Origin of the sequence: Micromonospora sp. WMMD723, assembly GCF_049863385.1 — a bacterium.
In the GTDB taxonomy this organism is placed as follows: Bacteria; Actinomycetota; Actinomycetes; order Mycobacteriales; family Micromonosporaceae; genus Micromonospora; species Micromonospora wenchangensis.
This window is the reverse complement of sequence record NZ_JBMKNR010000001.1, coordinates 2136513-2160522: the sequence shown is the minus strand read 5'-3', so window position 1 is coordinate 2160522 and position 24010 is coordinate 2136513. Positions and strand designations below refer to the sequence as shown.

Sequence of the window (24010 nt, the reverse complement as noted above, 5' to 3'; positions counted from 1 at the left end):
CGGGCCGTGCGGAGTGGGCAGTCTATGAGGACATTGACGTAGCCCGAGGAGGTCACCCCATGGCAGGCAACGAGAACGAGGTCAACCGCAGCGCGCGCAGCGGCCGCTTCGTCACGGAGGGCACCACCGAGCGGGACCCCCGGCACACGACCACCGAGCAGGTCGGCAACGGCGGGGAGCAGGAGGTCAACCGCAGCGCGAGCACCGGCCGCTTCGTCACGGAGACCACCGCCGAGCTGCACCCGTCGACGACCGAGACCCAGCACGTCTGACCGACCGGCCGACCACTGCCCTCCGCACCGGCGCGGGGGGCAGTGTCATGTCCGGGCAGCAGTGTCATGTCCGGGCACCGAGCTGCACGCACGGCGTACGCGCGCTGGCCAGGACGCTGCGGTTGTCGGCCGCGGTGATGTCGACGGTGACCGACACGCAGCCCCTCGTGGTCCGCAGCACGTTGCCGAACACGCTGTACACCTGACTTTTGATCATGAAGGGGTAGTCGAACCGGCTGGCCGCGCCGTCGGCGGGGCGGGTGGCCGCCAGTCGGATGGTCGCCCCGGTCGGCACCCGCTCGGTGGAGACGAACAGCGGCCAGGCCGCCCGGCAGCGCGGGGAGTACCGCAGGGTCAGGCTGCCGTAGCTGGGCTGCGTCGGGTCGGGGTCCGGCACCGGGACGGTCTCCGTGCTGACCGCGTCCACCTGGCAGCGTTCCTCCTGCGGGTCCGCCCCGTCGGGGACCGGCGTGCCGCCGGTGGCTGCGGGGTCGGTGGGTGCCGGGCCGGACGCGTCGACCGCCCGGTCCGAGGGCCGGTTCGTCCTGGGTTCCCGGTCGGCGATCATCGGTACGACCGAGCCGGCGACGAGCACGGTGAGCCCGGCCGCCGCGACCAGCGCCCACCGGGGCAGCGGTGCCCACCGGGGTCCCGGTGTGCGCCGGGCGGCCGCCCGTGGTGACGACGGCGGCAGCCCCGGCACCGATTCCTCCGCCGGCCGGTCGGCTGCCGGCCCGGCGAGCGCTGGCCCGTCGGGGGCCGGTCCGGCGGGCCGGTCCAGTGCGGCCTCCCGGTGCCACCGGTCCCGCCAGGCCGCCTCGTCGCCGCCGCAGGCCCGGACGAAGGCCAGGGTCAGCTCCAGCGACGGCAGGCGGGTGCCGGACAGCACCCCCGCCAGCGCGGTGTGCGAGTAGTGGGCGGTCGCCGACATCCTGCGTAGTGACGGCTGCCCGGCGTCGCGCCGGAGCCGGGCGAGATCAGCGACGAACTGGTGGTGCCGGGCTTCGCCGGAGACCTGCTCGCCGACTCGTCCGCTTCGACCCGTCATGGACCCTCCCCTGCGTGTAAACCCTGGTGTCAACGCACGTCAAGCCAGTGCTTTACAGGCGGGTGCCACGACAGGATCGACCCCGGAGCAGCCACCCGCCGGATAGGTGCCGGTAAATATGATCTCACGGCGAGTGTCGGGCCTGACACGCCTCCGTTCGGCTCGAAATCGACGTTCGCCCCGGGGATACCGGACCGCACGGACCACCGTCCGACGGGTACGCCGCACCACTTCCGGTGCGGCGCCGACCTCTCGACAGGAGAACCGCGTGTACCAGCCGAACGACTCGAACCCCCCGGGTCGCACATCCTGCCGCGCACTGCCGAGACTCGCCGTACGGGTCCTCGCCGCCTGCGGCGTCACGGCGATGGTCCTGGTGGGCACGGCCGCACCGTCGTTCGCCGGGATCTCCGGCTACAGCGTCGCCGGTACGGGCGGCGCCGGCCTGATGGTGCGCACCAGCCCGTACGACGCGAACGCCGGCTCGGTGGCGCTCCTCGGCGACGGCACCGGGTTCGTCGCCGAGTGCGCCGTACGCGGGCGCAACATCTCCGGCAACTCGGTCTGGCACCGGATCAGTTCCCCGGCCAGCGGCTGGATCAGCGACTACTACACCAACACGCCGGGGTTCAACCAGTACCTGCCCAACGAGCCGGAGTGCACCACCACCCCGCCGCCCACCGGCACCCGCGAGGACCGCGCGATGGCCTGGGCCCGGTCGGTCATCGGCCAGGCGTACACCAACGGGGACCTGGGTGACTCCAACCACCAGTGGGACGGCTGGTGCGACAACTTCGTCGGGCACGCCTACGGTCGGGCGGCCAGCGGCTACGCCTCGGCGATCGTGCACTACAACGCACTGCTGTCGCGCGGCATGATCCGCACCACGGGCACCCCGCCGTCCGGCGCGCTGGTCTTCTACGCCGCCGCGTCGATCAACGGGTACTACGGCCACGTGATGCTCTCCGAGGGCAACGGCAACTACATCACCTCGGCGGCCACCGTCCGCCGTGTCTCGCAGAGCTGGCCCGGTGCGCCGTACCTCGGTTGGTCCTACGCCGACCCGGAGTGGACCGGGCGCTGACGCCCCACCCTGCCCGGCTCCCCTCCCGGTCGTCCGCTGAAAGGATCACGATGCGTCTCCCCCTTCCCACCCGCGCGGCCCGGCGCACCCTGCGCCTGGCCCTCGGCCTGACACTGGCCGCCGCCGTCGGCGTCGGTGTCATGCCCACCCCCGCCACCGCCGCACCCGCCACCACCGGTCCGGCCGCCCAGGCCGCGTCGGCCCCCCGCCCGGCCGCCCAGGCCGAGCCGGCCAGCGTCGGTGGCCCCGCCATCGGCGCGAAGGCGAACCGGGTGGGCGTCAACGCGGTCGGTATCGACCTGTGCGCCCAGGTGGCGTACGCCGCCGGGTTCCGGAACAACCCGCTGGTCACCGCCATTGCCGTGGCGATGGCCGAGTCCTCCTGCAACCCGTCGGCGGTCGGCAGCAACGGCCCCACCGCCGGCTGCCCCAACGGTTCGCTGGACCGGGGGCTGTGGCAGATCAACAACTGCTACCACCCCACCGTCAACGACACCTGCGCCTACAACTCCCAGTGCAACGCCAACGCCGCCTACAGCATCTCCAGCGGCGGCAGCAACTGGCAGCCCTGGTCGACGTACAACAACGGGGCGTACGCCGCCTACCTGTCCGCCGCGCAGGCGGCGGTGGCCCGCCTGGGTGGCACCGGCGACCCGCCGGCCGTGACGGGCACGATCCTGGCCAACCCGTCGCTGAACATCCGCACCGGGCCGGGCACCACCTACGGCATCGCCGGCTCCGTCGCCTACGGCACCACCGTGCGGATCGCCTGCTACACCTTCGGCGAGTACGTCAGTGGTGGCTACTGGCCGTCGTCCACCTGGGACCGGATCACCAACCCGGCGACGGGCGTGACCGGCTACGTGGCCGACACCTGGGTCAACACCACCTACGACGTGAAGACGATGGTCGGTCGCTGCTGACCGTCCCGGCCGGGGCCGCGCGGGCGGGGTTCGCACCCTCCCGCGCGGCTCCGTCGTGACGGCCGCCCCTCCGTCGTGACCGCCGTCCCCTCCTGGCCGCCGGCCCTTCAGGATGGCGGTGACGACCGACCGCCAGGCCGGACGCAACGGCGACCCGCACCCCGCCCTTCCGGGCGCGGCGGCGGCGACCCACACCGGGTAGGGAGAGCGGTATGCCTGACAGGCATAAATATGCCTGGCAGGAATATCGGTGTACGCCGGTATCACTCCCCCGGCCCCGTGGCGGCCGGCGATCGCGGCTCTCCCTCACGTTCCCGGGGACCGGGCGGTGTTACGGTCGGCGTGGAGCTTTCACATCGACGACGGAGGCCCGGATGGGTCAACGAGGATCGTTCCCCTCGGGACTGGCGCGGTCGTTCAACACCCGGATCATGGCGCTGCGGTCGTCGCCACGCTGGGGGCGGTTCCTCCGGCGGCACCTGGCCGTGGTCACCTACACCGGTCGCCGTTCCGGGCGGACGTTCAGCACGCCTGTCGCCTACCGACAGACCGGCGACGCGGTGGTCATCCAGGTCGCGATGCCCGACGCCAAGCAGTGGTGGCGGAACTTCCTGGGCGAGGGCGGCCCGATCTCGCTGAACCTCGACGGGGTCGACCGGGCCGGGCACGCGGTGGCCCGCCGGGACGACCGGGGCCGGGTCACCGTCACCGTCGACCTGATCCGCTGACGCCAGATCCGTCCCCGGGCATCCTGACCAGGAGCCGGTCGGCTATACGACTATCCCTTGTGGTCGGTCTGCCTACACTTGCCGGCCATGGACCCTGTCGCGCTGGCCACGGCGCTGGCGAAGCCGATCCTGGCGCAGGTCGGGGCCGCCGCCGCCAAGGGCGTCAAGGCCCACGTGTGGGGGGACCCGGAACACAAGGCCCTGGAGCGCGCGTTGCGCCGCGCCCTCACCGAGCTGAACCGGTCGTACGGTGACCGGCTGGCCGAGTTCGACGTCAACGACGGCTTCTGGCTGCACGAGGGCGCTCCCGAGCTGGCGAAGGTGCTCGTCCCCGGCGTGCCGACCTCGCCGGTGCGGCTGGCGGAACGGGCCGTCGACTCGTTGGGCCGGGCCGAGTCCGACGACGAGCGCTACGACCGGATCGGCCTGCTGCGGCCGGCGTTCAAGGCCCTGCTCGACGGACTGGACACCGAGGTACGCCGCGAGGCGGCCCTCCAGGGGATGCTCGGCCGCTCCGATGCCGCGTCGACCGCCCAGGCGACCAGCCGAATCGCCGAGCACCTGGGCGCGGTCGACGCCACCGACGACGACCGGGTCGCCTACCTGCGCTGGCTGATCGACCAGCACCGCTACCTGCGTACCGTGGGGGTGGTCCGGAACACCACCGTGCAGCTTCCGTTGGGCGAGGTGTTCGTCGGGTTGCAGGCGCAGCCGGACCGCAACCCCGGCGACCGGGCGCGGGCCTGGTTCGAGCGGGAGCGGGAGCGGTTGGCCGCCCTGGTGGCCGAGGGGACGCTGGACCACACCGCTTTCGAGGCCGCCCTCGACCGGTTGCAGACGCAGTACGGCCCCAGGTTCGCCGCCGAGACCGAACAGCCGGCCAGCCAACCGGTGCTCGACACGGCCCGCGACGCTGCCCAGCTACTGGTACTGGGCGATCCGGGAACGGGCAAGACCACCCTGCTGCGCTACCTGGCCCTGACCCACGCCCGAGCGCTCATCGGCGGCGAGCAGGTCCACGGCCGGGACGCGCTGTTCCCGATCTACCTCCGCATCGGCGAGTACGCCCGCCAGGGGTACCCGGAGGTGGGCGTAGGCGAGTTCCTGCCCGGCCAGCTCCGCCGCGCGGAGTGCACCCTGCCGGGGCTGGCCGATCTGCTGCGTCGCCAGCTCGACGCCGGCCGCTGCCTGGTGCTGCTGGACGGGCTGGACGAGATCGCCTCGGCGGAGCTGCGTCGGGGCGTGGTCACGGCGGTGACCAACTTCGTGACCGCCCACGCGCGACAGGGCAACCGCTTCGTGGTGACCAGCCGGATCGCCGGCTACCAGGCCGCCCCGCTGCCGGAGCCGTTCCGCGCGGTGCGGCTCCAGGACATGGACGACCCGACGATCAGCCGTTTCCTCGACGTCTACTGCCGCGAGGTCGAACGCGCCGAAACCCCGGGCCGGTCCGCCGAGGCGACCCGGTTGGCCGGCGCACGCGAGGCCGCCGCGATCGAACAGGCCCTCACGACCAACGCCGGGGTACGCCGGCTGGCCGCCAACCCGCTGCTGTTGACCGCGCTGGTGCTGGTGCACCGGGCCAGCGGCCGGCTCCCGCACCGCCGGGTCGAGGCGTACGTGGAGGTGTGCAACGCGCTCGGGCGCACCTGGCGCAGCGCCCAGGGGGTCGCCGAGGCCGACCTGCCCGACGAGCGGATCCTGACCCGGTGGCTGACCGAGCTGGGCTGGTGGATGCACGAGCACCGCCCGGAGGGTGCCGCCACCCGTGCAGAGCTACTTGAAGTGCTCGGTCCGCTGTGGGCGGCGCACCAGGGCGTCGGGTGGGATCCGCGCGTGCTGGAAGCCGCCGACCCGCTGCGCACCGACGCCGGGCTGGGGGTGGCCGAGTTCGTCGACAAGGCCGACACGCACACCGGCCTGCTGGTCGAGCGTGCACCCGGGCGATACGGCTTCGCCCACCTGACCTTCGAGGAGTACTACGCCGGCCGGGCGCTGGCGTTCCGTGGTTCGGCCACCGACCGGATCAGCGAGATCCGCCGCCGGCTGCACGACCCCCGCTACGACGAGCCGATCCTGCTCGCGCTCGGCCTGATCGGCACCGACTACGTCGAACAGATCGACGACGTGGTGGCCAAGGCGATCTATCCGGCCGAGGGCAACCCGAGCCCGTACGAGGAACTGCTCGGCCGGGACTTCCTGTTCATGCTCCGGGTCCTGGCCGACGACACACCGCTGAAGACCGCGACCATCGACGCGGTGATCAGCCAGGCGGTCGACGAGTGGTTCGACCAGGAACACAGCCGATGCCGCTTCGCCGCCTACCGGGTCGCCCTGTCGGAGCGGTTGGCCGCGCTGGGCGGCACCAAGGCCGCTGATCGACTCCGCGCCGCCCTGGACAGTCGTGTCGTCCCGTCGGGTGACACCACTCTGCTGCGCTGGTGCCAGCTTGCGGTCATCGCGGCCCGGTTCGGCGCACTGAACGAACCCACCACCACCACACTGACCACCCTCGCCGCCACCCACACCTACTGGCGCGTGCAGATCGAGGCGTTCCGGGCGCTGACCGAAGCCGGCGCGCTCAGCGAACCCGCCACGACCGCACTGACCACCCTCGCCACCACCACCCACACTCAACCACGCATACAGATCGAGGCGTTTCGGGTGCTGGCTGCAGCCGGGGCATTCACCGAACCGGCCACCACCGCACTGACCACCCTCGCCACCACCGATCCCGACCCGAACGTCCAGATCCAGGCGATCTGGGCGTTGACGGACGTCGGCGCTGTCACCAAGACCGCCGCCGCCGTACTGACCAAGCTCGCCACCACCCACACCGACCCGCGCGTACAGATCGAGGCGATCCGGTCGCTGGCCGAAGCCGACGCACTCACGGACCCCACCACCACCGCACTGACCACCCTCGCCACCACCCACACCGACCCGTACGTACAGATCGAGGCGATCCGCGCGCTGAACGAAGCCGACGCACTCACGGACCCCACCACCACCGCACTGACCACCCTCGCCACCACCCACACCAACCCGGACGTGCAGTTACAGGCGATCCGGGCGCTGGCCGACGCCGACGCACTCACGGACCCCACCACCACCGCACTGACCACCCTCGCCACCACCCACACCAACCCGGACGTGCAGTTACAGGCGATCCGCGCGCTGGCCGCAGCCGACGCACTCACGGACCCCACCACCACCGCACTGACCACCCTCGCCACCACCCACACCGACCCGTACCTTCAGATCGAGGCGTTTCGGGCACTGACCGCAGCCGGCGCGCTCACCGAACCGGCCACCACCGCACTGACCACCCTCGCCACCACCCATGCCAACCCGCACATACGGCTCCAAGCCATCCGGGCGCTGACCGGGGCCGGTGCCCTCACCGAACCGGCCACCACCGCACTGACCACCCTCGCCACCACCCACGCTCAACCACGCATACAGATCGAGGCGATCCGTACGCTGGCGAAAACCGGCGCACTCACCGAACGGGCCACCACGGCACTGACCACCCTCGCCACCACGGCCGAACTGGGGGAGACGCGGTCAGTCGCAGTAAGGCTGTTTTGCGATGTGACACCCTCCAGAGAAATTCAGAACTTGCTTCTGAAACTGTTGGTGGATGGCAGTTTTCAGATTCGCTACGAAGCCAAAAGCACGCTGATCAATTTTTCCCGCAGACGTCCGGAACTTGCGCCAGGCATCCTGTCAGACCTGGCCAGGGCATGCGTCAATTCCACTGACGGAGGGGCATCCGTGTCGGACGAGGTGTACGAAACCTTGCTGGCACACGTCGAGGCCACCCTTTCCGTCGATCGCCAAACAATCAGCAATGTTTGATGGAACTTCCCATCGAAGTGTCGACCGGGGGCAGCCGGCGGTGGCACACCAGGACCACCGGGGACGGACCACCGTCACCGCACGTCACGTAGGCGGTCTCCCGGAAGAACCGGTACGGCTACGGTCCGCTCTGGAGCCCTTAACGGGCACCGACAGCAGAAACCTGGCGTACAGGTCCACCACCGGCACCGCCGGAAGATCACCCACTGCCGTCACGAAGAGACTCGCCAGGTACCTCTGGGTTGTCCACAGATCGCCCGCCGCGAGAGCCTTCCGCGCCTCGGGACACGGATACGGCTGCTGACACGCCCCGCAGTTCCACGCGGGACGCTGCGGCCGGTGGGCGGTCACCAGCGCCGCCCCACGTTGGTGCGATATGCCTGGTCCCGCGTCGGCCGGGGCTCCCGGCCGGGCTGCGGGTAGGCGTGGGTCAGCTCGTTCGCCCACCCCGGGCGCATAGGCATCGGCTCGGCCGGCTCCGGGCTTCGCAGGCGATCCGGGCAGTGCCGCCACCGAAGGCCACAGACGCATGCGCGGGACCATCGGCGGCGACGGTGGACGAGATCAGCAGGTATCGGCTCCGTTGCTCTGCGTAGAGGCATAGGCTCAACATTGGCGGACCCGTAGGCAGGTCGTCAACCCCCTCGGTGACAGGTTGCCTACCTGTGTCACCGGATGGTCCGACCGTGCGTGTGATGGCCCTCTCGGAGGTCGCCGACTATCTCGGCGTCTCCCGCCAGCGCGCCGCGATCCTGGTCGACCGCCCGGACTTTCCGGCCCCGATCGACACCCTGACCGTCGGCCGGATCTGGGACGCGGTCGAGGTCCGCGCCTACGCCGCGAAGCGCCGAGAGCGCAACGAGGGCGGCGCGGGCTAGCAAGCGCTGACCGTCGGCCGGGTCACGATGCCCGACCCGCCCCGGGGTGACGTGGCAGGCTGACAGGCATGGGAACGACACCGCGCGTACGTGCCCCCGAACTGCGGGGCAGGCAGTGGCTCAACACCGGTGGGCGGGAGCTGAGGCTCGCCGACCTGCGGGGAAAGATCATTCTGCTCGACTTCTGGACCTTCTGCTGCATCAACTGCCTGCACGTGCTCGACGAGTTGCGCCCGCTGGAGGAGAAGTACGCCGACGTGCTGGTCGTCGTCGGGGTGCACTCGCCGAAGTTCGAGCACGAGAAGGACCCGGCCGCGCTGGCCGCCGCCGTCGAGCGGTATGGCGTGCACCACCCGGTGCTCGACGACCCCGAGCTCGACATGTGGCAGCAGTACGCGGCGAAGGCGTGGCCCACCCTGGCGGTGGTCGACCCGGAGGGGTACGTGGTCGCCACGATGGCCGGCGAGGGTCACGCCGAAGGGCTGGTCCGGCTGGTCGACGACCTGATCGCCACCCACGAGGCCAAGGGCACCCTGCACCGGGGCGACGGGCCGTACGTGCCGCCGACGCCACCGGAGACGACGCTGCGCTTCCCCGGCAAGGCCGTGCTGCTCGACGGCGGCAACCTGCTGGTCTCCGACTCGGCCCGGCACAGCCTGGTCGAGCTGGCCCCGGACGGCGAGACGCCGATCCGGCGGATCGGTTCCGGTGAGCGGGGTCGGGTCGACGGGCCGGCCGCCTCGGCAGGCTTCGCCGAACCGCAGGGGCTCTGCCTGCTGCCCGCGCACGTCGCCGAGGTCGCCGGCTACGACCTGCTGGTCGCCGACACGGTCAACCACCTGCTGCGCGGCGTACGCCTGGACACCGGCGAGGTGACCACGGTCGCCGGCACCGGCCGGCAGTGGCGGTCCACGGTCGACGACCACGCCCACGACGCGCTCTCCGTCGACCTCTCCTCCCCCTGGGACCTGGCCTGGTACGACGACAGGGTCATCGTGGCGATGGCCGGCATCCACCAGCTCTGGTGGTTCGACCCGGTCAAGCGGACCGCCGGCATGTGGGCGGGCACCACCGTCGAGGCGCTGCGCGACGGTCCACTGCCCGAGGCGTGGCTGGCCCAACCGTCCGGCCTGTCCGTCTCCGCCGACGGCGCACGGCTGTGGGTGGCCGACAGCGAGACCAGCGCCATCCGTTTCGTGCAGAACGGCGTGCTCGGCACCGCCGTCGGGCAGGGGCTGTTCGACTTCGGGCACGTGGACGGGCCGGCCGACCGGGCGTTGCTCCAGCATCCGCTGGGGGTGTGCGCGCTGCCCGACGGTTCGGTGCTGATCGCCGACACCTACAACGGCGCGGTCCGCCGCTTCGACCCGGCGACCGGCCTGGTCGCCACGGTGGCCGACGGGCTGGCCGAACCGAGCGACCTGGTGCTCACCGCCGACGGCGGGGTGCTGGTGGTGGAGTCGGCCGCGCACCGGTTGACCCGGCTCGCCCCGGGCGCGTTGACCGCCGCCGGGGCGGACACCGTGGACGGTCCCCGGCACCGGCTGGAACGCAAACCCACCGACGTCGCGGCCGGCGAGGTGACCCTGGAGGTGATCTTCACGCCGGCGCCGGGGCAGAAGCTGGACGAGACGTACGGGCCGTCGACCCGGCTGGTCGTCTCGGCCTCGCCGCCGGAGCTGCTGGTCGAGGGGGCGGGCACCGGCACCGAGCTGTCCCGTCGGCTGGTGGTCGACCCGGCCGTGTCGCAGGGGGTGCTCCAGGTGACCGCCCAGGCCGCCACCTGCGACGCCGACGTCGAGCATGCCGCCTGCCACCTGACCCGCCAGGACTGGGGCGTCCCGGTACGGGTCGTCGACGACGGCGCGACGCGGGTTCCGCTGGTGCTGCGCGGCCTGGACACCTGAGCGCCGCCGGGGCAGAACCGCGCCCGGCGGGCGGGCACACCGGACCCGCCCCCGGGCCACGGGGCGGCAGGCGACGAGGACGGGGGCGGGGACGGTCAGGCGAACGGGGTCGGGGTGACCCCGGCGTCGATCAGCGCGGCCCGCACCAGGGCGGCCGAGGCGACCGCGCCGGGGCTGTCCCCGTGCAGGCAGATCGAGGCGACCGGGCACGGCACCACGGTCCCGTCGACCGCCACCACCGTCCGCTCGGTGGCCATCCGGACCGCCCGCAGCGCCACCTCCTCCGGGTCGGTGACCAGCGCGCCCGGCGCGGTACGCGGCACCAGCGCCCCGGTGGGCAGGTAACCCCGGTCGGCGAAACCCTCGGCGACCACCCGTAGTCCCGCGCCGACGGCGAGCTGGGCGAGGGTGGAGCCGGGCGCGCACAGGATCGGCAGCTCGTGGTCGTACCCGGTGACGGCGGCGACCACGGCGGCGGCCTGCACCTCGTCGGTGGCCGCCGCGTGGTAGAGCGCGCCGTGCGGCTTGAGGTAGCGGACCCGGGTGCGGTACGGCCGGCAGAACGCGTCGAGCGCCCCGAGCTGGTAGGTGACGTCGTCGCGCAGCTCGTCGAAGCCGTACGCGATGTGCCGGCGGCCGAAACCGGCCAGGTCCCGGTAGCCGACCTGCGCGCCGACGGCGACGCCGCGTTCGGCGGCGGCGGCGCAGACCCGGCGCATGGTCGACGGGTCGCCGCCGTGGAAGCCGCACGCCACGTTGGCGGAGGTGACCAGGTCGAGCAGCGCCTCGTCGTCGCCGAGCCGCCAGATGCCGAATCCCTCGCCGAGGTCAGCGTTGAGGTCCATGGAACCTCACCGTAGTCCCCGGTCGGGCCTGCGCGAGCCCGGTCACGTCGTCCACCACCCCGATCACCGGGTAGCCGCCGGTGGTCGGATGGTCGGCCAGGAAGATCAACGGTTGGCCGTCGGCGGGCACCTGCACCGCCCCGAGCACCACGCCCTCGCTGGGCAGCTCCCCGGCCACCGCGCGGGGCAGCGCCGCGCCGACCAGTCGCGCGCCGACCCGGTCACTGACCGGGCTCACCGTGTACGCCGTGCCGAGCAGCAGTGCCATCGCCCCGGTGGTGAACCAGTCGGCACGTGGGCCGGGGTGCAGGGTCAGCCACAACTCGTCCGGCACCGGCCGGCCGGCGGTGAAGTCCACCGGCGCGGGTGGGCCGGCCGGTCGGCCGAGCGGGAGCAGGTCGCCGTCGCGGACCGGGGGCGGGCCGAGGCCGGCGAGGGTGTCGCTGGACCGGCTGCCGAGCACGGGCGGGACGGCGATCCCGCCGTCGACCGCCAGCCAGTTGCGCAGCCCGTGCCGGGGTGTGCCGATCCGCAGCACCGCCCCCGCCGGCACCGCCAGCGGACGGCCCACGTCACCGGGCCGCCGGTCGATCCGGACGTCGACGTCGGCCCCGGTCACCGCCACCGTGCCGGCCCGGGTCAGCCGCAGCTCGCACCCGCCGAGGGTCAGCTCCAGACCGGCGGCGTCCGCCGGGTTGCCGACCAGCCGGTTCGCCAGCGCCAGCGCCGCCGGATCGAGCGCCCCCGACCGGGGTACGCCGAGATGCGCCCACCCGGGCCGCCCCAGGTCCTGCACGGTGGTACGCGGTCCCGCCCGCCGTACCTCGATCACGCCTGCGGTGTCCTGCGGTGCGGTCATCCGGTCACCAGCCGGACCCGGGTGCCGGGGGTGAGGGTGGCGGGTGGGTCGGCGGACACGTCGAACAGGGTCAGCGTGGTCCGCCCCACCAGCAGCCAGCCGCCCGGCGACGCGCTCGGGTAGATCCCCGCGTACGGCCCGGCCAGGGCCACCGAGCCGGCCGGCACCCGGGGGCGTGGGGTGGGCAGTCGGGGCACCACGTACTGCGGGGGCAGCCCGGTCAGGTAGGCGAAGCCGGGGGCGAAACCGCAGAACGCCACCCGGAACTCGGTGCCCGCCAGGCGGTGCACCACCTCGGGTACGGTCACCCGCCAGTGCGCGGCGACCCGGGGCAGGTCCTCCCCGTCGTACACGGTGGGCACCTCGACGGTGGTGGCCCCGGCGGCGACGACGGCCGGGCCGGGGGTCCAGCGAGCGATCCGGGCGGCCGTCGACTCCGGGTCGGGCACTCCGTCGAGCAGGACGGTGCCGGCGGCCGGGACGATCTCGGTGGCGCTCAGCTCACCTGCCTCCCGGCGTCGCCACAGTTCGGCCCGCCACTGCTCCACCTGGGCGGGGTCGTCGCAGTCGAGCAGGAGGGCGTGCCGGCCCACGGGTCGGATCCGCATTGCGCCATACTCTCCGATCGATGCACCGTCCAGGGTAGGTGGACCCGATCGGGGTCGTGACCTGTCGCACTACCTAGAAGTAACCTACGGTGCCGTAACCTGTTTGCGTGACCACCTCCGCACCGCTTCGACTCAAGCCTGTCGACATCGGTAAGCCCCGGATGCGCGGCTGGCTGCACACCTACGCGTTCTTCGTCGCGCTCGTCTGCGGCATCGTCCTCAGCGCCGTCGCGGCCACCCGGCCAGGCTGGACACCCCTGGTCAGCTGCCTGATCTACAGCGTGACAGTCTGCGGTCTGTTCGGCACCAGCGCCCTATACCACCGCCGGGTGTGGTCGGAGCGCGGCTACCAGATCATGCGCCGGATGGACCACTCGATGATCTTCGTGTTCATCGCCGGGACGTACACCCCGCTCTGCGTCCTGCTGCTCGACAGGCGGATGGCCATTCTGATGCTCGGCCTGGTCTGGGGCGGGGCGCTGGCCGGTGTCGCCGTCAAGCTGATCTGGCCGCACGCCCCACGCTGGGTCTCCGCGCCGCTCTACCTGGCCCTCGGCTGGGTGTCGGTGGCGATCCTCCCGCAGATCCTGCGCCAGGGCGGGGTCACCGTGCTGGTGCTGCTCGCCGCCGGCGGCGCGGTCTACAGCATCGGTGCCGTCTTCTACGCGCTGCGCCGGCCGAACCCGTGGCCCACCGTCTTCGGCCACCACGAGTTCTTCCACGCCTGCACCCTGATCGCCGCCCTCTGTCACCACATCGCGATCTACTTCGCCCTCTTCGCCTGACCCCGGCCTGACCCCGGGAAAGAACCGCAGACAGTTCGAGGGCCCCGCGCCGTTGCGGGGCCCTCGAGATCGTGGGGTGCGGGACGGTCAGACCGGGTAACCCGAGCCGCGCGTCTCGCGGTACTCCTCGCGCACCACCTGGCCGCCCTGCACCGGCACGACCCGGTCGGCGACGACCTGGTCCTGCCGCACCGCAGTGGTGACGACGGCCCGGCGGCGGCTGTTCCAGAAGTAGAGGGTGGTCAGCAGCCCGACGAGGCCGGCGAGCATCAGCACCCAGCCGACCACGTCGAGGTTGAGCCATCCCAGGTTGGCGTCGATGGCGAACGCGAAGATCGCGCCCACCGCGATCAGGAAGATGCTGGCACCGATGCCCATGACGTCGCCTCCTTGGCTGTCAGCTGGCGTTACCCACCCGCCACGGCCATCGAGGGCATCGATGAGCGAGTGGCATCCATCGACTTACCCAGGCGGCCCCCGCCCCAATCAGGCAAGCTGGTGCCATGACGGACGGCGAGGCCGACACACGGACACTGGTGCTGCTCCGGCACGCCAAGGCCGAACAGCCCACGACCGGCCCTGACGTGGAGCGCAGGCTCACCGCACGCGGGCACGCCGACGCCGCCGCCGCCGGTGCGTGGCTGGCCCGGCAGGGTCTGCTCCCCGATGTGGTGATCTGTTCGGCGGCCCGGCGCACCAGGCAGACCTGGCACGACGTGGCGCTGGGCATGACCGGGTCCCCGCCGGAGGGTGGCCCGGCGGGGACGGCTCCGGTGGTGCGGTACGCCGCCGCCGCGTACGAGGCGCACCCGGACGACCTGCTCGACCTGGTGCGGACGGTCGAGCCGGAGGCCGGCACGGTGCTGCTCGTCGCGCACAATCCGGGCGTCTCGCTGCTCTCGGCGCTGCTCGACCCGGAACGGGCCGACCGGGACGGGCTGCGGACCAGCGACCTGGTGGTGCACCGGGCAGCGGTGCCGTGGGCGCAGTTGACCTCCGGCGGCGCCCCGATCGTCGACCGGCACACCGCCCGCGGCTGACCCTCCCGGGCCGCCACACGGCTCGCGGGCAGCGGGGCCGGGCGCGAGCAGCGGGCCGGTCGCCAGCAGCGGGCCGGTCGCCAGCAGCGGGCCGGGCGCCAGCAGCGGGCCGGGCGCCAGCAGCGGGCCGGGCGCCAGCAGCGGGCCGGGCGCGGGTAGCGGGCCGGGCGCGGGTAGCGGGCCGGGCGCGGGTAGCGGGCCGGGCGCGGGTAGCGGGCCGGGCGCGGGTAGCGGGCCGGGCGCGGGTAGCGGGCCGGGCGCGGGTAGCGGGCCGGGCGCGGGTAGCGGCGGCGGGCCCGGCCGGTTACGGGCAGCGGCAGCGGACCAGCCGCGCGGTCAGGACGGGGGCGCGGTGGGCGGCGGCGGGTCGGGCGGCGGCGGCATCATCGCGGTCGGGTGGGAGAGCCGGTTCTCCTCGACGATGAGCGTGCGGGCGCGCTTGCGCCGGTCCTGCCAGAACCACAGCGTGGTCAGCAGTATGGCCAGCCCGGCCAGGATGAAAACCCAGCCGACTGCGCGCAGGTCGATCCACCAGACGTTGGCCCGGATCGCGAACGTCATGATCGCGCCGAGCGCGATGAGAAAGATGGCGCTACCAATACCCATGTGCGCTGCACTCCCCCGTGCGGTGGCCGTTGGGCGTGCCCTGACGACGTGGTCCGCGCGGCTTACCCGCCCAGCCTCCCGGCTATCGGGGTTGGGGCGGGCAATCTGGGGGACGGGGCCGATGTTGCGGTATCCAGGCGTTCGGATACCGCAACATCGGCCCCGTTGCGAACTATCGACCGGCCGGGATCAGAATGCCTCCTCCGGGAGGTCCATGATGTCCAGGTCGGCACCCTCGATGATCCGGCGGTCCGCGCCGATGCGGGGGAGCACCTCGCGGGCGAAGAACCGGGCGGCGGCCACCTTGCCGGTGTAGAACGCCCGGTCGGTGGCGGAGACCTCGCCGGCCAGCGCCTTGAGCGCCACGTCGGCCTGCTTCTGGAGCAGCCAGCCGACCACCAGGTCGCCGAGGGCGAGCAGGAAGCGGCGGCTGCTCAGGCCCACCTTGTAGAGGCTGCGGGCGTCGCCGCCCTGGGCCTCGCCGAGCCAGCCGGTCAGCACGCCGAGGATGTTCTGGATCTCGGCGAGCGCCCGACCGAGCGCCAGCCGCTCCTCCTTGAGCTGCCCGTTTCCGGCCTCGGTGGCGATGAACTCCTGGATCTCACCGGCGACGGCGGTGAGCGCCCGGCCGTTGTCCCGGACGATCTTCCGGAAGATCAGGTCGAGGCTCTGGATCGCGGTGGTGCCCTCGTAGAGGGTGTCGATCTTGGCATCCCGGACGTACTGCTCCAGGGGGTAGTCCTGGAGGAAGCCCGAGCCGCCGTAGGTCTGCAGCGCCTCGTGGCCGAGCAGCTCGTACGCCCGCTCCGAGCCGACGCCCTTGACCAGCGGCAGGAGCAGGTCGTTGACCCGCTTGGCCAGCTTGGTCGCCTTCTCGTCGCCGGCCGCCTCGGCGATCGCGACCTTGTCCTGCCAGGTGGCGGTGTAGCAGACCAGCGCCCGCAGGCCCTCGGCGTACGACTTCTGCATCAGCAGCGAACGGCGGACGTCCGGGTGGTGGGTGATGGTGACCCGGGGCGCGGCCTTGTCGGCCTGCTGGATCAGGTCGGCGCCCTGCACCCGGTTCTTCGCGTACTCCAGGGCGTTGAGGTAGCCGGTGGACAGGGTGGCGATCGCCTTGGTGCCGACCATCATCCGGGCGTACTCAATGATCATGAACATCTGCCGGATGCCGTCGTGCTTGTCGCCCAGCAGCCAGCCCTTGGCCGGTACGCCGTGCTCGCCGAAGGTCACCTCGCAGGTGTTGGAGACCTTGATGCCCATCTTGTGCTCGACGTTGGTGGCGAAGACGCCGTTGCGCTCGCCCAGCTCACCGGTCTCGGCGTCGAAGTGGAACTTCGGCACGACGAACAGCGACAGCCCCTTGGTGCCCGGCCCGCCGACGCCCTCGACACCGACCGGACGGGCCAGCACGTAGTGCACGATGTTGTCGCTCAGGTCATGCTCACCGGAGGTGATGAACCGCTTCACGCCCTCGATGTGCCAGGAGCCGTCGGGCTGCTGGACGGCGCGGGTGCGCCCGGCGCCGACGTCCGAGCCGGCGTCCGGCTCGGTCAGCACCATCGTGGAGCCCCACTGCTTGTCGATGAAGAGCTTGGCCCACTTCTGCTGCTCCTCGGTGCCCTCGACGTGCAGCACGTGCGCGAAGGACGGGCCGGAGGCGTACATCCAGACCGGGGCGTTGGCACCGAGCACGAGTTCGGCGAGCGACCACCAGAGCGCACGCGGGGCGCTGCTGCCACCCAGGGACTCGGGGAGGTCCAGCCGCCAGAACTCGGAGTCCATGAACGCCTGGTACGACTTCTTGAACGACTCCGGCAGCGGCGCGGTGTGCGTGGCGGGGTCGAAGACCGGCGGGTTGCGGTCGCTGTCGGTGTAGCTGGCCGCGAGGTCCTCGCGGGCCAGGCGGTCGACCTCCGAGAGGAAGCTGCGGGCGGTGTCGACGTCCAGGTCCGTGTACGGCGCCTGGCCGAACGTCCGGTCCGCCCCGAAGACCTCGAACAGGTTGAACTCAAGGTCCCGAAGGTTGCTCTTGTAGTGGGTCATGTTCGCGGCCCCGCTTCCGGACAGGTGTTACCGATCAGTAACCCCCACTGTATTACTCACGGGTAGGCAGCGACAACCCGGTCGCGGAAGTGACGGCGATTACACACCCGGCGGTTCAGCTCTCGGCCGCGCCGACCTCCCACGAGGGCACCGCCACCGTCACCCCGCTGCGCGGGCCGGTGTACTCCATCAGGACCAGGGCGATGTCGTCGTCGAGCCGGCCGTGCACCCACTCGACCAGCGCGGTCTCCAGGGAGGCCAGGCCGTCGCCGACCGTGCCGTGGCCGAGCAGCCGCCAGGCCCGGTCTGCGGTCGGGAAGAACTCGCCGTCGCGCCGCGCCTCGCCGAGGCCGTCGGTGAACAGCAGCAGCCGGTCCCCCGGCTCCAGCCGCTCGACCCGGGGTCGGACCACCGGCATGAACCCCAGCGGCGGGGCGGGGGCGGGCGGCTCCAGCGGGATCACCGCGCCCCGGCGCAGCAGCAGCGGCGCCGGATGGCCGCAGTTGACGATGGTCAGCGTCCCGCCGCGCTCCTCGACCACGGCGGCGGTGACGAAGTCCTCGTCCCCCACGTTGCGGGCCACCGCGCGGTCCAGGTCGGCCACCACCGCCCGCAGGTCGGGCCGCTCGTAGGCGACGTGCCGGTAGGAGCCGAGCACGATGCTGGCGAGCCGGACCGCGTCCAGCCCCTTGCCCCGCACGTCCCCGATGATCATGCGGACGCCGTACGGGGTGTCGATCGCCTCGTACAGGTCGCCGCCGATCTCGGCGGTGGCCGTGGGGGAGATGTACCGCGCCGCCACCGCCAGGGTGCCCACCTGCGGGCCGAGCGGACGCAGCACGGCCTGCTGGGCCACCGAGGCCAACTTGGACAACTCGCCGATCCGCTCCACCTGCCCCTGCCGGACCGCCGCCACGCTCGCCGCCACCACCGTGGCGACGGCGATCCCGACCAGGGACACCGCCGTGGGTAGTTCCATCGCCGGATCGGCCACCGCGAAACCCGCCCCGACCAGCAGCGCGAGGAAACCCACCCCGGCCACCGCACGCCACGAGGCGAAGCCGGCGGCCAGGATCGGCGCCACCGTCATCAGCGCGACGTAGTGCACCGCGCGGCCGTCGGCCGCCTCGATCGCCGAGACGAGCGCGAGCAGCCCGACGGCCGCGCCGACGCCGGCGCGGGACCCGGGACTCAGTGGGCCTCGGCCCAACTGGAAGGCATGTTTACGTACGTGGGACAGCATGCCTGATGGAAGCGGGCCGGAGAATGAACCTAGCCCCACGATTGAGGGTGTTCTACCCACCCGTCCCGCTGCTGCCACCGTTCGCCGTCAGCCCAGCACCTCGTACCTGACGGTCAGCGCACCCACGTCGACCGAGGCGATCGCGGCGAAGGCGGCCCGGGACAGGTCGATGCAACGCCCGTCGATGAACGGGCCACGGTCGTTGATCCGTACGGTGACGGACTTGCCGTTGGCCGGGTTGGTCACCCGGACCTTGGTGTTGAACGGCAGGGTCTTGTGGGCGGCGGTCAACGCGCTCGGGTCGAAGTTCTCCCCGTTGGCGGTCAACTGACCCTCGTCGTAGAAGGACGCGCCGCAGGAGCCGCTGTCGACCACGGTGCGCTTCGGCGTCGCCTTCTTCGTGGTGGCGGACGGCTTGGGCGCGGTCGTGCGCGGCTTGCTCCGGGAGGCGGCCTGGGTGCGGGTGGCCTTCGGGCTGGCGGTGACCGTGGGCGACGGGCTGGCACTCGGGGAGGCGGTGGCGCTCGGGGACGGGCTCGGGGTCGGCGCGTCGGTGGTGGCGGTCGTGCCGGGGGCGAACGTGTCCACCACCACGGGGGCCGGCGCGTCGTCGGCGGTCAACTGCACCGCGCCGACGGTGCCGCCGACGGCGAGCGCGACACCGATCGCGGCGGTCGCGGCGATGCCGGCGGGCGAGGAGAAGATCCGGGTACGGGCGTGCCTGCCAACCACCGGCGCGGTCCTTTCGTAAGCCTGCATGACGGCTCGGACGGTAACGAAGGAAGCACTTCCGAAGTCAACGTGATCATGGTGGTATGCCCGGAATTACAGTGATACGTGTGACCGATCAGCCGAGGACCGCTGGGCCGCACGGGCCAGAATGCCACGGTTGGCATTCACCACCGAGGATGTGGACATGACCATCGCGCTGCGTGACCGCCTGGTCGAGCTGTTTACCTGGGTCGATCCGGGGCCCGGCAGCAGCCACCTGGTCAGCGACGTCTCCCGCTGGTGGCGGGACCCGCAGGTGCTGGCCGGGCTCGGTCCGGCCCTGGTCGAGCCGTTCCGCACCGACCGGCCCACCGTCGTCGTCGCCCCTGCGGTGACCGGGCTGATGCTCGGACCGCTCGCCGCGACCGCGTTGGGCGTCGGCTTCGTCCCGGCCCACAAGCCCGGCGACGGACGCCTCCCCGCCGGCCCGCTGACCTGGGCCCAGAGCCCACCCGACTTCCGGGGCCGGCAGGTCGACCTCGCGGTACGCGACGACCGGATCGGCGCGGACGACCGGGTACTCATGGTCGACGACTGGGTCGCCACCGGCGCCCAGGTGCGGGCCGTACGGGACCTGTGCGCCGCCCGGGGCGCGCACTGGGTGGGCGTCGCCGCCGTGGTCGTCGACCTGCCCGATCCGGTCGCCGCCGAACTGGGCGCACACGGGCTGCTCACCCCCGCCGACCTGCCCTGACCCACGCTCCGGTGTCAGCCCGGCCAGGTGAGCCGCACGAACTCCTCGACCGCCGTGCAGACCCGCCCGAGCACCTCGGCCGAGCGGGCCAGCGGGCCGGGCACCAGCAGCCCGTGGTCGGCGTCCGGCACCTCCAGCACGTGCGGGGTGAGCCGCCGCGCCACCGCGCCGTCCCACGCCCCGTCGGCCGTACCGCCGACCAGCAGGAACGGCGCGGACGCCCGGTCCAGCGCCGCCACCACCTCGGGCCGGTGCAGCAGCGGCGTCAACCAGATCGCGGCCAGCCCCCGGTCGGCGGCGAGTGGGGCGGCCAGGGTGCCGAGCGACTTGGCGACCAGCAGATCAGTCGGTGTCGCCAGCGTCGGGGCGACCTGCCCGGCGACCCAGTCCATCGCCACCGACGGGGGCGCACCGTCCATCCCGATCCCCTCCGGCGGCTGCCAGCCGATCTCGTGGACGTCGAAGCCCGCCCGACGCAGGCCCTCACCCGGGTAGGCGAACAGCGGGTAGTGGGTGTCGTAGCCCCGCCCGGGGACGAGCACCGCGCGTCGGTCCATGGTTCCTCCCGTCGTCGGACCCACCGTAGCGACGGCGGAGCCGACCGTGGGGGCGTCGAAACCGGCGACGGGCGAACGGCGCGGCGGTAGCCTCGGCCGCATGTGGCCACGGATCGGCGGACTCCGCACGCTCGCCCTCGGCACCCCCGGCGAGCTGCGCACCACGCTCAACACGCTGGTGCTGGCCGGGGTGAAGACGGCCACCGCCGGCCTGCTCACCGAGTACGCCGACGAGACCGAGGAGTTGGAGCACGTCGGCGAACGGCTGGCCCTGGTCGACGACCGGGACGCCCTCGTCGGGGTGGTCGAGGTGACCGGGATCGAGGTCGTTCCCTTCGCCGGCGTCTCCTGGGACTTCGCCCGCTCCGAGGGGGAGGGCGACCGGTCCATCGAGGACTGGCGGGCGGGCCACGCCGGCTACTGGGCGCGGGTCGGCACCCCGGTCACCGACGACACCGAGATCGTCTGCATCCGGTTCCGACTGGTCTCGGCCGGCGACGGCGGGACGCCCACCGGCGACCTCGGCACCTGAACCACCGCCGGGGCGGCACCCGGTCAGGCCGTCCGCAGCTCCGGCAGCAGCCGGGTGGCGACGTCGGCCAGCACCGCCTCGTCGCCCGCATACCAACTGCTGGCCCGGGGCCAGTGGGTGATCACGTCGGTGAAGCCGAGCGCCGCCGCCCGCGCCACCTGCTCGGCGAAGAAGTCGGCGCTGCGCAGTGAGAAGACCGGCGCCGAGTCCAGGGAGAGGTAGCGGGGCAGGCCCGCCGGGTCGCGGCCAACCTCGTCGAGGGTACGGTCCATCCGGGCGCAGAGCGTCGCCACCCCGTCCCACCAGGCCGTCAGCTCCTCCTCACCGGTGCCGGTGGTGACCCAGCCCTGACCGAACCGGACGGCCAGCCGCATCGACCGGGGCCCGTTGGCGGCCATCACGAACGGCACCCGGGGCTGCTGCACGCAGCCCGGGTTGTTGCGGGCGTCCACCGCACTGAACCAGTCGCCCCGCCAGGTGGTGCCGTCCTCCCGCAGGATCAGGTCCAGCAGCTCGGTGAACTCGCCGAACCGGTCCACCCGTGGCCGGGGCGGCAGCGTCTCCCCGCCCAGCACCGCCGAGTCGAACCCGATGCCACCCGCGCCGAGGCCCAGCAGCAGCCGCCCGCCGCAGATGTCGTCGAGGGTGGTGACCTGCCGGGCGAACGCCGCCGGATGCCGGAAGTTGGGCGAGGCGACCAGGGTGCCCAGCCGGACCCGTTCGGTGACCGTGGCGGCGGCGGTGAGCGTCGACATCGAGTCGAACCAGGGACCGTCGACCAGGTCCCGCCAACCCAGGTGGTCGTACGTCCAGGCGTGGTCGAAGCCCCACTCGTCCACCTGCTGCCAGCGCCGACGCGCCTCCGGCCAGCGCTGGTCGGGAAGGATCACGATGCCAATCCGCATGATCGCCAGCGTACGTCCCGCCCCGCCCCCGCCCTTCCCGCGCCGGGTGTCCGCGCCCACGCGGGTCAGTCAGGTCGGGTCTGCTCCTCGGTCTCCGGCCACGGGGTGGCCTGCATCGCGATCGGCCGGTAGGCCAGCGCACGGTCGACCACCTCGGTGGCCGTCAGCTCCGGGGTGGTCGTGAAGATCAGATCGGCGACGTCCGGGCAGACGAGGTCGCGTGCGACTCTGTCCAGCCAGTCGTTCAGCTCGCCGTCGTCGGCATAGTCGAGCCGCATGATCCGCTCGACGAGGGCGACGGCCTCGTCCCGGGTCAGCCTCGCCGGCACGGCGACCTCCTCGGAGCAGGGTCGATGGCACCCCACATGATCCTCGACGGGGAAGTGTCGAGGTTCCCGCCGTGGCCGTCATCCAGGTCGGCCCGGGAGCGCGGGTCGGGTGGTCCTGGCGCGTCCTTTCGAGCTGATGTCGTCAACGAATCAGGCGCGGTGGATGGGGCGTGACAGGTGGCCCGGCGGATGGCAGGCGACGAACGGCGTGCTGTGCTGACGTCGACACCGCTGCGGCCACCAGTGCGAATCGTTCACGTCATCAGGTCTAAAGGACACGCACGTGTGTATCCGCTGGAGTGACACCCCATGCCCCTGCCTAATGGCCCGCTAATGACCGAGCGTCGCATCGGACTCTAGGGCTACGCTCGCCGAGGCCCCTCTCCCGAGGGAGCCGCTACTTCATGATCAAGGATGATCGGTCGAGATGAGCACGTACGACGGACCGCCGCGTCGCGGCCAGTCCCGAGCGAACTGTCCGCGATGTGGAACGGCGGCAGCGGCCTTCACACACTCAAGTCTCCTCGTGGTCGACGAGACGACGCGTACGCATGTCTCCACGTGTGGCGTCTGCGATCAAGGAACGATCGTGGTCGAAAAAGGCTTGTGGAGCAGGCACGACGCCCGACCTAACTTCAAGAGCGAGGGGCCGGTCTTCTGGTGGCCGACTCCCAACGCCGCCGAACGAATCGATCCCACCGCAGGTGTACCGGATAAGGCGCGCGATGCGTACGGGGAAGGAATTCGTTGCCTGGCCGTGCGGGCTCCGAATGCGGCCGCCGGTCGCTTCAGGTCTGCGCTCGCAGTGCTGGCTGACGACAAGGGCGGGGAGGTAGTGAAGGCGGAACGCACGCTGAGCGGCAAACTAAAGCGGCTGTATGAGATCAACCCTCTCCTGGTAGCGCTTGGTGAGCATGCCGACACCATCAAGATAATTGGCGATGCAGGGACTCATCAGGAGGAGTGGCCATCCCTATCGCAGGAGCAGGCTGAACTGTCGGGTCAGCTCGTACGCCACTTAATCGAGGCGCTCTACGAGTTCCCGGCACGCATGCTCCGGTCGCGTCCTGTTCGTCCCCCGAGATGACGCTCGCTCCCCCTGATGTCCCTCACCGTTCCTGCAGCTCAGTTGCACTCGGGGGAGACCGGGGACAGCACCTCGGCGATGTCTCCCATTGACGTGATGACGACGTCTGCCGCCGCGAACAAGTTGATCTTCCACGCTCGGTTGGCGTAGCCGCTAGCGGCCACCCCGGCGGCACGGGCTGCCTCGATGTCCGAGAGCGAGTCGCCGACCAACACGCAAGACGCCGGCTCGACTCCGAGGGCTCGTACCGCATCAAGGACTAGAACAACGGAAGCCCTGGCGGAACATCTGTCCTGACCAGGGCTTCCGTGCGTGGAGCGGGTGACGGGAATCGAACCCGCACTGTCAGCTTGGGAAGCTGATGTTCTGCCATTGAACTACACCCGCAAGCGGCACCACTGT

The 24010-nt window shown here is 72.0% G+C and carries 24 protein-coding genes, 1 tRNA gene and 1 pseudogene; 12 read left to right on the top strand and 14 right to left on the bottom strand.

Annotated elements, in window-relative coordinates:
- Positions 1-59 precede the first annotated feature (59 nt).
- Positions 60-272: a hypothetical protein gene (locus ACN261_RS09775; protein WP_088641895.1), complete on the top strand. Its 213-nt coding sequence runs from the start codon at positions 60-62 to the stop codon at positions 270-272.
- Positions 273-336: 64 nt separating this feature from the next.
- Here ACN261_RS09775 and ACN261_RS09770 read toward each other — a convergent pair whose 3' ends face one another.
- Positions 337-1320: a DUF2690 domain-containing protein gene (locus ACN261_RS09770; RefSeq protein ID WP_425849605.1), complete on the bottom strand. Its 984-nt coding sequence runs from the start codon at positions 1318-1320 to the stop codon at positions 337-339.
- Positions 1321-1588: 268 nt separating this feature from the next.
- Here ACN261_RS09770 and ACN261_RS09765 point away from each other — a divergent pair, with 268 nt between their 5' ends.
- The 6 genes from ACN261_RS09765 (at position 1589) to ACN261_RS09740 (ending at position 10701) form a co-directional block, all read left to right on the top strand.
- Positions 1589-2404 carry a hypothetical protein gene (locus ACN261_RS09765; RefSeq protein ID WP_421484919.1) on the top strand — a complete coding sequence of 272 codons (816 nt, stop codon included), beginning with the start codon at positions 1589-1591 and terminating at the stop codon, positions 2402-2404.
- A 50-nt stretch (positions 2405-2454) separates the two neighbouring features.
- Positions 2455-3327 (top strand): hypothetical protein, encoded by an 873-nt coding sequence (locus ACN261_RS09760; RefSeq protein ID WP_421484918.1) that lies wholly within the window; start codon positions 2455-2457, stop codon positions 3325-3327.
- Between the two features lie 374 nt (positions 3328-3701).
- Complete coding sequence (locus ACN261_RS09755) at positions 3702-4055, top strand: hypothetical protein (RefSeq protein WP_363789953.1); 354 nt, start codon at positions 3702-3704, stop codon at positions 4053-4055.
- An 87-nt stretch (positions 4056-4142) separates the two neighbouring features.
- Positions 4143-7916 (top strand): NACHT domain-containing protein, encoded by a 3774-nt coding sequence (locus tag ACN261_RS09750; protein ID WP_425849601.1) that lies wholly within the window; start codon positions 4143-4145, stop codon positions 7914-7916.
- A 695-nt stretch (positions 7917-8611) separates the two neighbouring features.
- Positions 8612-8794, top strand: coding sequence for a helix-turn-helix transcriptional regulator (locus tag ACN261_RS09745; protein ID WP_281901504.1), 183 nt, complete (start codon positions 8612-8614; stop codon positions 8792-8794).
- 68 nt (positions 8795-8862) lie between these two features.
- Positions 8863-10701, top strand: a complete 1839-nt coding sequence (locus ACN261_RS09740) for an NHL domain-containing thioredoxin family protein (RefSeq protein WP_425849598.1) — start codon at positions 8863-8865, stop codon at positions 10699-10701.
- 95 nt (positions 10702-10796) lie between these two features.
- Here the strand turns inward: ACN261_RS09740 and ACN261_RS09735 are convergent, their stop codons facing one another.
- Genes ACN261_RS09735 through ACN261_RS09725 form a run of 3 tightly spaced genes read right to left on the bottom strand, consistent with a single transcriptional unit; the run spans position 10797 to position 13013 of the window.
- Positions 10797-11546, bottom strand: a complete 750-nt coding sequence (locus ACN261_RS09735) for a LamB/YcsF family protein (protein ID WP_421484913.1) — start codon at positions 11544-11546, stop codon at positions 10797-10799.
- Entirely contained in the window at positions 11530-12405 is an 876-nt protein-coding gene (locus tag ACN261_RS09730; RefSeq protein ID WP_363789969.1) for a biotin-dependent carboxyltransferase family protein, read from the bottom strand. Before ACN261_RS09730 ends, ACN261_RS09735 begins: the two co-directional genes overlap by 17 nt.
- Positions 12402-13013: a 5-oxoprolinase subunit B family protein gene (locus ACN261_RS09725; RefSeq protein ID WP_425849594.1), complete on the bottom strand. Its 612-nt coding sequence runs from the start codon at positions 13011-13013 to the stop codon at positions 12402-12404. Before ACN261_RS09725 ends, ACN261_RS09730 begins: the two co-directional genes overlap by 4 nt.
- Positions 13014-13120: 107 nt before the next feature.
- Here ACN261_RS09725 and trhA point away from each other — a divergent pair, with 107 nt between their 5' ends.
- Positions 13121-13798: a PAQR family membrane homeostasis protein TrhA gene (trhA, locus tag ACN261_RS09720; RefSeq protein WP_357924972.1), complete on the top strand. Its 678-nt coding sequence runs from the start codon at positions 13121-13123 to the stop codon at positions 13796-13798.
- An 87-nt stretch (positions 13799-13885) separates the two neighbouring features.
- On the opposite strand, the gene ACN261_RS09715 is transcribed toward trhA, so the two are convergent.
- Positions 13886-14176, bottom strand: a complete 291-nt coding sequence (locus ACN261_RS09715; RefSeq protein WP_421484911.1) for a DUF6458 family protein — start codon at positions 14174-14176, stop codon at positions 13886-13888.
- Positions 14177-14301: 125 nt separating this feature from the next.
- Here ACN261_RS09715 and ACN261_RS09710 point away from each other — a divergent pair, with 125 nt between their 5' ends.
- Positions 14302-14838 carry a SixA phosphatase family protein gene (locus ACN261_RS09710; protein WP_425849592.1) on the top strand — a complete coding sequence of 179 codons (537 nt, stop codon included), beginning with the start codon at positions 14302-14304 and terminating at the stop codon, positions 14836-14838.
- Between the two features lie 336 nt (positions 14839-15174).
- On the opposite strand, the gene ACN261_RS09705 is transcribed toward ACN261_RS09710, so the two are convergent.
- The 4 genes from ACN261_RS09705 to ACN261_RS09690 form a co-directional block, all read right to left on the bottom strand.
- Positions 15175-15444, bottom strand: a complete 270-nt coding sequence (locus tag ACN261_RS09705; protein WP_204958446.1) for a DUF6458 family protein — start codon at positions 15442-15444, stop codon at positions 15175-15177.
- Between the two features lie 189 nt (positions 15445-15633).
- The gene (locus ACN261_RS09700; RefSeq protein WP_425849589.1) at positions 15634-17490 is read right to left on the bottom strand and encodes an acyl-CoA dehydrogenase; all 1857 of its coding nucleotides are present in this window, start codon (positions 17488-17490) and stop codon (positions 15634-15636) included.
- A gap of 115 nt (positions 17491-17605) precedes the next feature.
- Positions 17606-18733 (bottom strand): PP2C family protein-serine/threonine phosphatase, encoded by a 1128-nt coding sequence (locus ACN261_RS09695; protein ID WP_421484908.1) that lies wholly within the window; start codon positions 18731-18733, stop codon positions 17606-17608.
- An 87-nt stretch (positions 18734-18820) separates the two neighbouring features.
- The gene (locus ACN261_RS09690; RefSeq protein ID WP_421484907.1) at positions 18821-19465 is read right to left on the bottom strand and encodes a septal ring lytic transglycosylase RlpA family protein; all 645 of its coding nucleotides are present in this window, start codon (positions 19463-19465) and stop codon (positions 18821-18823) included.
- 184 nt (positions 19466-19649) lie between these two features.
- On the opposite strand from ACN261_RS09690, the gene ACN261_RS09685 reads away from it, so the two are divergent.
- Positions 19650-20198, top strand: a complete 549-nt coding sequence (locus ACN261_RS09685; protein ID WP_425853580.1) for a phosphoribosyltransferase family protein — start codon at positions 19650-19652, stop codon at positions 20196-20198.
- Between the two features lie 14 nt (positions 20199-20212).
- On the opposite strand, the gene ACN261_RS09680 is transcribed toward ACN261_RS09685, so the two are convergent.
- Entirely contained in the window at positions 20213-20755 is a 543-nt protein-coding gene (locus ACN261_RS09680) for an alpha/beta hydrolase (RefSeq protein ID WP_421484906.1), read from the bottom strand.
- Between the two features lie 100 nt (positions 20756-20855).
- On the opposite strand from ACN261_RS09680, the gene ACN261_RS09675 reads away from it, so the two are divergent.
- Positions 20856-21287: an ASCH domain-containing protein gene (locus tag ACN261_RS09675; RefSeq protein ID WP_421484905.1), complete on the top strand. Its 432-nt coding sequence runs from the start codon at positions 20856-20858 to the stop codon at positions 21285-21287.
- Positions 21288-21310: 23 nt separating this feature from the next.
- Here ACN261_RS09675 and ACN261_RS09670 read toward each other — a convergent pair whose 3' ends face one another.
- Complete coding sequence (locus tag ACN261_RS09670; RefSeq protein ID WP_425849585.1) at positions 21311-22192, bottom strand: LLM class flavin-dependent oxidoreductase; 882 nt, start codon at positions 22190-22192, stop codon at positions 21311-21313.
- Positions 22193-22257: 65 nt separating this feature from the next.
- Positions 22258-22521 carry an e9imm peptide gene (locus tag ACN261_RS09665; RefSeq protein ID WP_425849583.1) on the bottom strand — a complete coding sequence of 88 codons (264 nt, stop codon included), beginning with the start codon at positions 22519-22521 and terminating at the stop codon, positions 22258-22260.
- A gap of 526 nt (positions 22522-23047) precedes the next feature.
- On the opposite strand from ACN261_RS09665, the gene ACN261_RS09660 reads away from it, so the two are divergent.
- Positions 23048-23608, top strand: coding sequence for a DUF4145 domain-containing protein (locus tag ACN261_RS09660; RefSeq protein WP_425849580.1), 561 nt, complete (start codon positions 23048-23050; stop codon positions 23606-23608).
- 38 nt (positions 23609-23646) lie between these two features.
- On the opposite strand, the pseudogene ACN261_RS09655 reads toward ACN261_RS09660, so the two are convergent.
- Together ACN261_RS09655 and ACN261_RS09650 are read right to left on the bottom strand one after the other, a co-directional pair.
- Positions 23647-23868, bottom strand: a pseudogene (locus ACN261_RS09655) (HAD hydrolase-like protein); the annotation flags it as partial.
- Positions 23869-23921: 53 nt separating this feature from the next.
- Positions 23922-23995 (bottom strand) — tRNA-Gly (locus ACN261_RS09650).
- Between the last annotated feature and the right edge of the window lie 15 nt (positions 23996-24010).

Excerpts from the sequence above, each read along its gene's own strand:
- ACN261_RS09775 (WP_088641895.1), top strand. The coding sequence starts at position 60 with ATGGCAGGCAACGAGAACGAGGTCAACCGCAGCGCGCGCAGCGGCCGC.
- ACN261_RS09770 (WP_425849605.1), bottom strand. The coding sequence starts at position 1,320 with ATGACGGGTCGAAGCGGACGAGTCGGCGAGCAGGTCTCCGGCGAAGCC.
- ACN261_RS09760 (WP_421484918.1), top strand. The coding sequence starts at position 2,455 with ATGCGTCTCCCCCTTCCCACCCGCGCGGCCCGGCGCACCCTGCGCCTG.
- ACN261_RS09755 (WP_363789953.1), top strand. The coding sequence starts at position 3,702 with ATGGGTCAACGAGGATCGTTCCCCTCGGGACTGGCGCGGTCGTTCAAC.
- ACN261_RS09750 (WP_425849601.1), top strand. The coding sequence starts at position 4,143 with ATGGACCCTGTCGCGCTGGCCACGGCGCTGGCGAAGCCGATCCTGGCG.
- ACN261_RS09745 (WP_281901504.1), top strand. The coding sequence starts at position 8,612 with ATGGCCCTCTCGGAGGTCGCCGACTATCTCGGCGTCTCCCGCCAGCGC.
- ACN261_RS09740 (WP_425849598.1), top strand. The coding sequence starts at position 8,863 with ATGGGAACGACACCGCGCGTACGTGCCCCCGAACTGCGGGGCAGGCAG.
- ACN261_RS09735 (WP_421484913.1), bottom strand. The coding sequence starts at position 11,546 with ATGGACCTCAACGCTGACCTCGGCGAGGGATTCGGCATCTGGCGGCTC.
- ACN261_RS09730 (WP_363789969.1), bottom strand. The coding sequence starts at position 12,405 with ATGACCGCACCGCAGGACACCGCAGGCGTGATCGAGGTACGGCGGGCG.
- ACN261_RS09725 (WP_425849594.1), bottom strand. The coding sequence starts at position 13,013 with ATGCGGATCCGACCCGTGGGCCGGCACGCCCTCCTGCTCGACTGCGAC.
- ACN261_RS09715 (WP_421484911.1), bottom strand. The coding sequence starts at position 14,176 with ATGGGCATCGGTGCCAGCATCTTCCTGATCGCGGTGGGCGCGATCTTC.
- ACN261_RS09710 (WP_425849592.1), top strand. The coding sequence starts at position 14,302 with ATGACGGACGGCGAGGCCGACACACGGACACTGGTGCTGCTCCGGCAC.
- ACN261_RS09705 (WP_204958446.1), bottom strand. The coding sequence starts at position 15,444 with ATGGGTATTGGTAGCGCCATCTTTCTCATCGCGCTCGGCGCGATCATG.
- ACN261_RS09700 (WP_425849589.1), bottom strand. The coding sequence starts at position 17,490 with ATGACCCACTACAAGAGCAACCTTCGGGACCTTGAGTTCAACCTGTTC.
- ACN261_RS09695 (WP_421484908.1), bottom strand. The coding sequence starts at position 18,733 with ATGCTGTCCCACGTACGTAAACATGCCTTCCAGTTGGGCCGAGGCCCA.
- ACN261_RS09685 (WP_425853580.1), top strand. The coding sequence starts at position 19,650 with ATGACCATCGCGCTGCGTGACCGCCTGGTCGAGCTGTTTACCTGGGTC.
- ACN261_RS09680 (WP_421484906.1), bottom strand. The coding sequence starts at position 20,755 with ATGGACCGACGCGCGGTGCTCGTCCCCGGGCGGGGCTACGACACCCAC.
- ACN261_RS09675 (WP_421484905.1), top strand. The coding sequence starts at position 20,856 with ATGTGGCCACGGATCGGCGGACTCCGCACGCTCGCCCTCGGCACCCCC.
- ACN261_RS09670 (WP_425849585.1), bottom strand. The coding sequence starts at position 22,192 with ATGCGGATTGGCATCGTGATCCTTCCCGACCAGCGCTGGCCGGAGGCG.